The following is a 10499-nucleotide window of genomic DNA, read 5'->3' as shown; positions in this document are numbered from 1 at the left end:
TAAGAAGGCTATTGCTACTATTACGGGTATTGGTGGTATGGCTGGTGGTGTGGGTTCGTTCCTTATTAATAAGGGTTCGGGTGTGCTCTTCGATCATGCGGGGGAGACTCAGATGGTATTCATGGGATTCAAGGGTGAAGAGGCTGGTTATTTTATCATCTTCTCGATTTGTGCCGTGGCATATCTCATTGGATGGGCTGTCATGAAAACTCTTGTACCCAAATATAGTCCGATTACTGATCTGTAAAGAAAAATATTACTACTAACCATAGAAATCTCTATAAATGAAAAAAATAAATAAAACAACAGTAGATAAAAAAGAACTTCCTGTAAAGATCCTTCAATTTGGTGAAGGCAATTTCCTTAGAGCTTTTGTAGATTGGATGATCCACAAAGCTAATGAAGCAGGAGTTATGGATCATGGAGTTGTAGCAGTACAACCTATTGCAGGCGGAGAATTTGTTGCTAACATATTCAACGAGCAAGATTCGATGTACCATGTTTATCTGGAAGGAATCAAAGACAAAAAACCAGTCAAAGAAGTTACTTTGGTAAAAAGCATCAACAAAGTATTGAATCCTTACTCTCAATATGCAGAATACGAAAAATTATTTTTGAGCGAAGAGTTGGAAATGATTATTTCTAATACAACAGAAGCAGGTATTCGTTACGAAGAAGGTGATGATTTGAATGCAACACCTCCTAAATCGTTCCCTGCGAAAATGACTGCTTTATTACACAAACGTTACAAGAAATTTAAAGGGGATGTAAATAAAGGCTTACTAATCATTTGTTGTGAATTGATCGAAGACAACGGATCGACTCTTCGTGAATATATATTGAAGCACGCAGAATACAACAAGTTAGAAGAAGGTTTCATCAAGTGGATAAATACTGCTTGTCACTTCTACGATACATTGGTAGACCGTATTGTTCCCGGATTCCCTAAAGAAAATATCAACGAGATAAAAGAGGAACTAGGATTTGATGATAACCTAGTTGTAAAAGGTGAATACTTCCATGTATGGGCCATTGGTGGTGATTCTATAATCAAAGAGAAATTGCCTTTAGACAAAGCCGGATTGAATGTTCTTTTCATGGATGATATAAAAGATTTCCGCGCAAAGAAAGTTCGTATTCTAAACGGTTCGCATACAGCCATGGTTCCTGTTGCTTTGCAATTGGGATGCCAAACAGTAATGGATGCTTTCAATACACCTGAGGTTGAAAAATATATCAATCAGATGGTAGCTACTGAAGTACTTCCTGCAATTGATGAAGATCCGGAAGAATTGAAAGCTTTTGCAGCTAAAATTCTAGAACGTTTCTATAATCCTTATTTGAAGCATTATCTGAAAGATATTTCACTAAACTCTATTTCTAAATGGGAAACACGTGACTATCCGACGGTGTACGACAACTATAAGAAGTTAGGAAAATCACCAAGATTGACTACTTTCTCGTTTGCAGCACTTTTAGTATTGTATAGTGGGAAATCGGAAGTAAGTTTTACTCCAAACGATACTCCTGAATTTATCGAGTTTATAAAATCTACTTATAAAGAGTATGACATAAACGGATGGGTATCAGGAATACTACAAAACAAAACAATGTGGAAAGAAAACTTCACAGAGATACCCGAATTTGGAGAAGAAGTTTCTGAAGGCGTGAAGCTTATACTAGACAAAGGTATGCTTAAAGCTCTAAAAAGTATTATAAACTGATAATTTTGATAGAATTATAAATACTTGAAACATAGAAGGGTAATTTTTTGTTATCCTTCTATGCTTTACCAACTAAAAACTAGCCTGAGCCATGAATAATGATTGCTTGTACTGTACCAAAAATCAGACTCAAAAAGATCTGATGATCGAAATATGCGAACTTAGTGTTTCAACCGTATTTCTATTTAAAGAACAAACATATAAAGGACGATGCATTGTAGCATATAAAGGTCATGCTACTGAATTATATGAACTAAAAGGGCAAGAACTTCTTTCGTTTATGGAAGATGTAAACTTAGTTGCCAGAACTATAAAAGACCTATTTAATGCTGCTAAAATAAATTACGGGGCATATTCTGACAAATTGCCTCATTTACATATACATCTTGCTCCCAAATATGTGGATGGAGCAGATTACGGATCGATATTTACAATGAATCCACAGAAGGTATATTTGTCTGATTTAGAATATACTGAAATGATCAACTTAATAAAAGCCAGATTAAAATCATGAATAAATATTTAAAAATAAATCCAAACGACAACGTTTGTGTTGCGATAGAAAACCTCAATGAAGGCGATGTTCTATCGGTTGATGGGCTTAATATTACAATAAAAAATCCCATAGAAACGGGGCATAAATTTGCTATCACGGATATTAAAACGAATGAAAATGTTCTAAAGTATGGCTATCCTATCGGACATGCAATTGTAGACATTAAAACAGGTGAACATGTTCACACGCACAATGTGAAGACAAATTTACATGACAACCTTCAATATTCGTATGCGCCTGTACACCCTAAACTAGATATACCCAAAAGTGACCTGACAATAAACGGTTATTTACGCTATAATGGAGAAATGGGTATTCGTAACGAATTGTGGATAGTACCCACGGTAGGTTGTGTAAACGGACAGGCTCAGGCAATTATAGAGCGTGTAAAGAAAGAACTAGACGTTTCTCATATTGATGATATACGTGTATATACACATAATTATGGTTGCTCTCAATTGGGTGATGACCATACAAATACTCAAAAAGCTTTAGCAGCTTTAGCTAAACACCCCAATGCAGGTGGTGTATTAGTACTAAGTCTTGGATGTGAGAACAATCAACAAGCAGATTTTAAGATAGCCATGGGTGAATGGGATCACGAACGTGTAAAATTCCTTATCTCTCAACAAGTACAAGATGAAATAGCAACTGGCTTCGAAATGATGAGCGAATTGGTTGAAAGAATGAGAAAAGATAAACGTGAACAACTTCCATTATCAAAACTAAAAGTTGGCTTAAAATGTGGTGGTAGCGATGGCTTTTCGGGTATTACTGCCAATCCTTTAGTGGGACAGTTATCCGACTGGTTGATCGCTCAAGGAGGTACAAGTATTCTGACCGAAGTTCCCGAAATGTTTGGTGCTGAAACAATATTAATGAACAGAGCCCAAACTGAAAAAGTATTTAACGATACTGTTTTATTGGTAAATAACTTCAAAAATTATTTCCGTAAATTCGATCAGGAAATATACGAAAACCCATCTCCGGGAAACAAAGCTGGTGGTATAACCACACTTGAAGATAAATCGTTAGGTTGCACTCAAAAAGGGGGTAATTCGGAGGTTGTAGATGTTTTAGATTATGCTCAACCTGTAACTAAACATGGTTTGAACTTATTGAACGCTCCAGGTAATGATCTGGTTGCAGCATCTGCATTAGCGATGTCGGGTTGTCAAATTGTTTTATTTACAACAGGTAGAGGAACTCCATTTGGTTCTTTTGTTCCAACTATGAAGATCTCGACTAACTCGAAATTATATAACTTTAAAACAAACTGGATAGACTTTAATGCAGGAACTTTGCTTGAAGGTAAAAGCATGGAAACTGTACTTAAAGAATTTATCGATTTCATTATCCAAACATGTGATGGTAAACACCTAAAACATGAAGAAACAGGATTTAAAGAAATTGCAATATTTAAAACAGGGGTTACTCTATAAATCTCTGGACTCTCTCTTATTTATATTGGATTAAAAGGAAAAGCATCTGCGAATTATTTGCAGATGTTTTTTTCAGGTCTAAGACCTTTTTATTTTGTAGCACTTGGCAAAACAAAGAAAAATGTACTTCCCATACCCTGAGCCGTTTCCACATCAATAGTACCACCTTGTGTTTCGATGAATTCTTTGCTGATTGCAAGTCCTAATCCTGTTCCCGATTTAGAACTGCCAGGAACTTGAAAATACCTTTCGAATATCTTCTTCTTGTATCGACCATCAATACCTTTTCCCGTATCTTTTACTGAAAACAGAACTCCGTTAGGATGCTTTCTTAGTGAGATAATTACCTCGCTTTTTTCGATTGAATATCGGATTGCATTTGTCAGAAAATTAGTCATAACCCATGCTGTTTTCTCGGCATCACCATTGACAAAAGGAATACCCTCTTCAATATCAGATTTTAGTATAATATGTTTTTGATCGGCTTGAATCCGAGTGGTATCAATCGCATATTGAAGAATTATACGTGGGTCGGTAGGCTGTATATTCAATTGAATATTTCCTGTTTCGACCTGAGACATATTCAGTAATTCGCCTGTGATCTTAAGGAGTCGTGAGCTATCATCTTTTATACTTTCAACCAATTGCTTTTGCTCATCATTCAGTTTGCCTGTTTCGAGATGCTCCAATAATTGTGTACTCATCTTTATAGATGAAATCGGAGTTTTCAACTCATGAGATATGGTAGCTATAAAATTGGTTTTAGCAGAATCCAATTCTTTGAAAGGTGTAATATTTTTCAGCAGGATTACATATCCTATCAATTCGCTTCGTTCCTCCCCTGTTGGCGTAACTTCTATATTAATTATCTCTTTTTCGAAATATGATTCTTTGTTATCTGTATAAATTTTCAGAGGTATTTTTTTATCCGTTTCTTTCGATGGCTTTATAATGTCTACAATAAGTGTACGTATCAGATCGTTACTGACAGCAATATCTACTACCGATTTATTAATAATCTCGGCTCTGGTTAATCCTGTAATCTTTAGAGCCTCATCGTTTACAAACAGGATTGTTTTATTTTCGTCAAGCCCTATCACTGGATCGTGCATATTATTTATCAGAGTTTCTACCCGCTTCTTTTCTTTGAGGATTTTCTCTAATCGGCTGCTCGAATATTCTTCGAGTTTCTCGGCCATCGTGTTAAACGATTTAGCTAAATCTCCGTATTCGTTATGACCTTCGAAGTGTACTCGCTGGCTATAGTTCTGATTGGCAATCTGCCTGATGCTTTCGGTTAGTTCACGTATCGGTTTCGCTATATTGTTGGGTAACTTTATTAATAACCCGAAAGCAATAAGAAAGCATAAAGCGCCTGTTACAACAATCCAAACAATAGCTGTTTCAGCTGTATTATTGGCGATTTCGCTTTTCTGCTCGATAGCCCCCATATTCAGCTCCATCAACTTGGCAATATCTGTGCGGATATATCCTTGTATTGTATCATTAGTCATATCGACTTTAAGCTTCTCAAAATTCTCGGCGATATCTAAAGTCACATTACTTTCATTCCTTTCGGTCATGTTGTGTAATTGCTTTTCCAGGTTACTATCGAACTTAGAAACGGCTTTCGGATTGTCTTTCATCTCATCCAAAGCCAACAGCATATTACGAGAATATTCCATCGTATTGTAATTGGCTATCAATATATTATTCGTGTCTCTTTTCAACTCGTTAATATACCACATACTAACCCCTGCCAAAAGGATAATAAGGCAAAAAAGGAGTCCGACTCCGAATGTCAATTTCTTTTTTATTTTCATGATAAGATAATTAAATCAATTCCCTCAGCCTTTAGCGTTTTTAGTAATTCATTCATCGGTCGAGTTTGTAATACCATCCGAAACCAATGCAAATGAGGCATTCCGATACATACGGTCGATACATTCATCTTTATAGCCTGTTCCACAATTGCTTTGGGTATGCTCGTATGCTTTACCTGTATAACTTGTCCGCCCAATTCGACAGCTAATTTAAAACTATTAATCAACTTTCGTTGACTATCTAACGCTATTTTATCGAGGCTCTCCTGCGGTCGCTGAACATACAACACATACCACTCGCCATTGTAATAGCCTGCCTGACGTGCTGTTTTTCGGATTATATTATTTGCTTTCTTCCCGTTACTACCAATACATGCCATAAATGTCATATGCTTGCTTGGCGTAGCATTGGGTGCTTCACTATCGGCTTTGCGTACCACATGACTGGCAACTTCTTTGAGAGCTAATTCTCTTAGTCGAAGAATATGTTCGCTCTTAAAAAAATTTGTCAGAGCCGAATGTATTTTATCGGTTGGGTATATTTTCCCCTCTTTTAGACGAGAGATCAAGTCTTCTGCTGTTAGATCGATATTTACAACCTCATCCGCCATTGTGATTATGCGGTCGGGAATACGTTCGGCAACCTCAATACCCGTGATTCTCTTTACTTCTTCATTAAGGCTTTCGATATGTTGAACATTTACTGCACTGATTACATTGATTCCTGCTTCTAAAATTTCTAATACATCCTGCCAGCGTTTTTCATTTTTGCTGCCCTCGATATTGGTGTGTGCCAGTTCGTCGATAATCACAATTTCGGGGTGAAGATTCAATATGGTCTGTACATCCAATTCTTCGAGTTCCTTTCCTTTATAGAAAATTTTTCGGCGTGGAATTATCGGTAATCCCTCGAGTTGAGCAGCGGTTTCTTTTCTGCCATGCGTTTCGATATAGCCAATTTTAATATCAATGCCATTTTCCTGAAGAATGTGTGCTTCCTGAAGCATACGATAAGTTTTGCCTACACCGGCTATCATACCGATGTAGACTTTAAATTTTCCTTGCCTCGATTTTTTTATCAGATTCAGGAAATGTTGAACATTGTTTTCTCTTTCTTCCATCAAAGTATAATTTAGAATCTGACTGCTAATGCTGTCGTTACAAATACGTCATTATCAGTAAATCCATCTTCTTTTTGAAACACTTCATTTTGACTGGCGAAAAGACGTCCTTCAAGTCTCCAAATAGCAGCATCTGAAATGAGATAATCAAAATTAAGAGAATATCCCCATGTTTCAAATCCGTCAGGGGCTTCTGTTGAAATGATTACGCCGTCTTCATCCTGATAATATTCAACTCGGGCAGCTACATTTATTTTATCGGATAACGAATATCTTCCTAACAAAGCAAAAGTATACCATCGGTTATAACTGCTGCTGCTTTTTTCTTTCTGTTCCCAACCAATATCAAATCCGGCGGTGAGATCTAATTTATCTGTCAATTGAAATTGCCCGAAAAGGTCGTGAAAATAGCGCATTTTTCTCTCATCATCGGGTTTATCATTCCCGATAAATGAACTGCTATTTAAAGTAACTCTATCATTTGGCTTGAAAACAAGTTGATGCCCGAAAGCAGGCGTATTATTTCCGTCTACACGCTGAATACGTTGCCATCCATTCAAAATTAAACCACTTAGCATCCATCGGTTATCATTGGTTGTATAGGTTACTTTTGCCCCTGTTTCGAAGTAAGGCGAATTTTCAGCCATAATGCTTCTTGTTAACGTCCAGCAATCTATTCCGATAGCGCTTTCGAATCCAATATGCGATGCGAAAACTCCTGCATCTATCCAGATATTTTTAGTCTTCGATAATTTAACTCCAATATTTGCCTCATAGATATTTTTCAAAACTCCGGGTTCGGCTGCCATGTTATCATTACTATATGTACCCGCCATTAAACCCAAATTAGACCTCAGGTTGTGAGTATTATACGATGCCTTGAGCATCCCGATATTGAGATTCACTTCATTGTGCCTGTTATAAGCATACATAAATGGTTGCCTCTGATGATTGTAGGGTTTATTGAAGTCGTAACTATAATAAATATCTCCGTATCCACTGATAGTAAGTGGAGAAGCTACTTTTGCATCATCTTGCGAAAACGCATTGATTGTGAACATAGTCAACAATGCAACTATAAAACTTACTGTTTTCATCTTATTTCAATGTATCAAGAGCGATGTTAAGTTTTAAAACATTAATCTTTTCTGTTCCAAATAATCCGAATAATGGTTTTTCGGTTTGTTCATCAACTAATTTCTGTACATCCGACTCTGATAATCCACGTACTTTAGCAATCCTCTTCACTTGAATATGGGCTGCTTGTACCGAGATATTCGGATCGAGTCCACTGGCACTTGCTGTTATTATATCGACAGGAATTTCGTTCTTTGCAATATCGGGATTATGCACCAAGAAAGTATCAATACGGGATTTTACCGTGTCCAGATATTCACTGTTCGAAGCGCCTTTGTTGCTTCCTCCCGATCCTGCCGCATTGTAATTGACAGCAGATGGGCGTGACTGAAAATACTTATCACTTGTAAATGACTGCCCGATATTACTATAATATGTATTGCCTGAATATTCTATAATCTCCCCTTTTCCATTATTGGGAGACAGTTGAGCTATACCCCATACGCAAACAGGATAAACTACAGCGAAAAGTATAATAGTAGCTATCGTTAAGCGTATAGCAGGTAAAATATCTTTTTTCATTTTATTTTTATATTTAAGAGTCTATTTAAAATTGGTTAGCACATACCCTATATTCGACTGGGCGTATAATTATACGCCCCTACAAAGGCTTAGAAAAATAACGACACCAAAATATCAATAAGCTTTATTCCAATAAATGGTACTATTATACCACCTAAACCGTATATAAACAGGTTTCGTCGTAATAATGCTGATGCACCGATTGGTTTATAGGTTACTCCTTTTAATGCTAAAGGAATAAGTATGGGTATAATGATTGCATTAAAAATTACTGCTGACAGAATAGCACTCTCCGGGCTATGCAACTTCATTACATTCAAACCTTGCAATGCAGGAATAGCTGTTATGAACAGTGCCGGAATGATAGCAAAATATTTAGCTACATCATTTGCAATACTGAAAGTGGTAAGTGTACCTCTGGTCATCAATAGTTGCTTTCCGATTTCAACTACTTCAATCAACTTGGTAGGATCATTATCCAAATCGACCATGTTTCCGGCTTCTTTAGCAGCTTCCGTTCCACTGTTCATGGCAACACCAACATCTGCCTGAGCCAGTGCAGGTGCATCATTAGTACCATCACCCATCATGGCAACCAAGCGACCATCGGCTTGCTCTTTCTTGATGTAGTTCATCTTATCTTCGGGCTTTGCTTCGGCAATAAAATCGTCCACCCCTGCTTTTTCGGCAATATATTTTGCTGTTAATGGATTGTCTCCCGTAACCATTACGGTTTTTATTCCCATTTTCCGTAAACGTTCAAAACGCTCCTGTATTCCTGGTTTAATAATATCTTGCAATTCGATTACTCCAACTACTTTTTCATTGACAGAAACAACCAAAGGTGTTCCTCCGTTGCTTGATATCTGCTTTACTCGTTCATCTACATCATTGGGATATTCATTTCCTGCTCTTTCAACTAAAATCCGTATAGAATCAGCCGCTCCTTTTCGAATGCGGATATCGCCTGCATCAACACCCGAGCAACGAGTTTCAGCCGTGAATGTGATAAACTTGAATTGGGGAGAAGATACATCATAATCGGACGGACGAACATTTGCCAATTCGATAATAGATCGTCCTTCGGGAGTCTCGTCAGCCATAGAACTTAAGACTGCCGTTTTTACAAACTGTTCTTCGTCTGTTCCTTTAGCTGGATAAAAAGAAGTCGCTTTGCGATTCCCTATGGTTATAGTTCCTGTTTTATCTAATAGAAGAACATCTATATCTCCTGCTGTTTCTACCGCTTTTCCACTTTTGGTAATCACGTTAGCTCTCAAGGCTCTGTCCATCCCGGCAATACCTATAGCTGAAAGTAACCCTCCAATAGTTGTAGGAATCAGGCAGACAAATAACGAAATAAATGCTGCTATGGTAATAGGTGTATTCGCATAATCGGCAAATGGTTTTAATGTTACACACACAATAATAAATACTAGTGTAAAGCCTGCCAATAATATAGTCAAGGCTATTTCATTCGGTGTTTTTTGGCGGCTTGCACCTTCTACCAAAGCAATCATTTTATCAAGAAAGCTTTCTCCGGGTTGAGTCGTTACCATTACTTTTATTTTATCGGACAATACTTTTGTACCTCCCGTAACGCTACTTTTATCGCCTCCCGATTCTCGGATAACAGGAGCTGATTCACCCGTTATAGCACTTTCGTCAATGGTTGCCAAGCCTTCTATTATTTCTCCATCGGCAGGTATTATATCTCCTGCTTCGCAAAAAAATACTTGTCCTTTGTTTAGGGATGAAGATTGTACTATGGTCCACTCTCCTCTATCATCCAATAATTTTGCAGGAGTTTCTTCCCTTGTTTTACGGAGATTATCTGCCTGAGCTTTTCCTCGGGCTTCGGCAATAGCCTCAGCAAAATTGGCAAACAGAAGAGTCAGCAAAAGAACTATAAAGACGACTATATTATATGTCAAGCTACCTTGCGAAGTATTGCCAAACAAGGTACTGAGGCAAACAAACAACATAATAACTGTTCCGATCCAAACGGTAAACATGACCGGATTGCGGAAAAGATCCTTCGGATTGAGTTTTATAAATGAATGTTTCAATGCTTCTTTCAATAAAGCCTTTTGAAACAGTGATGGATTATTTGACTTCATTTCGTATTATTTCTATTAAAGTCTCAGACTTATTTATTGCTTTGGCAAGCATAA

Annotated in this window: 8 protein-coding genes and 1 pseudogene; 4 read left to right on the top strand and 5 right to left on the bottom strand. The window is 37.3% G+C overall.

What is annotated here, in order from left to right; translation table 11 throughout:
- From IR022_RS19075 to IR022_RS19060, 4 genes and pseudogenes are all read left to right on the top strand, one after another.
- Positions 1-247: pseudogene (locus IR022_RS19075) on the top strand (MFS transporter); the annotation flags it as partial.
- Positions 248-284: 37 nt separating this feature from the next.
- Entirely contained in the window at positions 285-1724 is a 1440-nt protein-coding gene (locus tag IR022_RS19070) for a tagaturonate reductase (protein ID WP_194204918.1), read from the top strand.
- Positions 1725-1815: 91 nt separating this feature from the next.
- Positions 1816-2238: an HIT family protein gene (locus IR022_RS19065; protein ID WP_194204917.1), complete on the top strand. Its 423-nt coding sequence runs from the start codon at positions 1816-1818 to the stop codon at positions 2236-2238.
- Positions 2232-3722 (top strand): altronate dehydratase family protein, encoded by a 1491-nt coding sequence (locus IR022_RS19060; protein WP_317174097.1) that lies wholly within the window; start codon positions 2232-2234, stop codon positions 3720-3722. The genes IR022_RS19065 and IR022_RS19060 overlap by 7 nt, the downstream gene beginning before the upstream one ends.
- Positions 3723-3811: 89 nt before the next feature.
- Here the strand turns inward: IR022_RS19060 and IR022_RS19055 are convergent, their stop codons facing one another.
- The 5 genes from IR022_RS19055 to kdpB form a co-directional block, all read right to left on the bottom strand.
- Complete coding sequence (locus IR022_RS19055; protein ID WP_194204915.1) at positions 3812-5545, bottom strand: sensor histidine kinase; 1734 nt, start codon at positions 5543-5545, stop codon at positions 3812-3814.
- Positions 5542-6666 carry a sensor protein KdpD gene (locus IR022_RS19050; protein ID WP_194204914.1) on the bottom strand — a complete coding sequence of 375 codons (1125 nt, stop codon included), beginning with the start codon at positions 6664-6666 and terminating at the stop codon, positions 5542-5544. The genes IR022_RS19055 and IR022_RS19050 overlap by 4 nt, the downstream gene beginning before the upstream one ends.
- An 11-nt stretch (positions 6667-6677) precedes the next feature.
- Positions 6678-7763 (bottom strand): porin, encoded by a 1086-nt coding sequence (locus IR022_RS19045; protein ID WP_194204913.1) that lies wholly within the window; start codon positions 7761-7763, stop codon positions 6678-6680.
- A gap of 1 nt (position 7764) precedes the next feature.
- Positions 7765-8325: a K(+)-transporting ATPase subunit C gene (locus IR022_RS19040; RefSeq protein ID WP_194204912.1), complete on the bottom strand. Its 561-nt coding sequence runs from the start codon at positions 8323-8325 to the stop codon at positions 7765-7767.
- Positions 8326-8414: 89 nt separating this feature from the next.
- Complete coding sequence (kdpB, locus tag IR022_RS19035) at positions 8415-10445, bottom strand: potassium-transporting ATPase subunit KdpB (RefSeq protein ID WP_194204911.1); 2031 nt, start codon at positions 10443-10445, stop codon at positions 8415-8417.
- Between the last annotated feature and the right edge of the window lie 54 nt (positions 10446-10499).

Origin of the sequence: Dysgonomonas sp. GY617 (genome assembly GCF_015233815.1) — a bacterium.
Classification (GTDB): domain Bacteria; phylum Bacteroidota; class Bacteroidia; order Bacteroidales; family Dysgonomonadaceae; genus Dysgonomonas_A.
This window is presented reverse-complemented; position numbering and strand designations above follow the sequence as displayed.

What these genes read in the sequence shown, in the direction of transcription:
- IR022_RS19070 (WP_194204918.1), top strand. Translation starts at nt 285, where the DNA reads ATGAAAAAAATAAATAAAACAACAGTAGATAAAAAAGAACTTCCTGTA.
- IR022_RS19065 (WP_194204917.1), top strand. Translation starts at nt 1,816, where the DNA reads ATGAATAATGATTGCTTGTACTGTACCAAAAATCAGACTCAAAAAGAT.
- IR022_RS19055 (WP_194204915.1), bottom strand. Translation starts at nt 5,545, where the DNA reads ATGAAAATAAAAAAGAAATTGACATTCGGAGTCGGACTCCTTTTTTGC.
- IR022_RS19050 (WP_194204914.1), bottom strand. Translation starts at nt 6,666, where the DNA reads ATGGAAGAAAGAGAAAACAATGTTCAACATTTCCTGAATCTGATAAAA.
- IR022_RS19045 (WP_194204913.1), bottom strand. Translation starts at nt 7,763, where the DNA reads ATGAAAACAGTAAGTTTTATAGTTGCATTGTTGACTATGTTCACAATC.
- IR022_RS19040 (WP_194204912.1), bottom strand. Translation starts at nt 8,325, where the DNA reads ATGAAAAAAGATATTTTACCTGCTATACGCTTAACGATAGCTACTATT.
- kdpB (WP_194204911.1), bottom strand. Translation starts at nt 10,445, where the DNA reads ATGAAGTCAAATAATCCATCACTGTTTCAAAAGGCTTTATTGAAAGAA.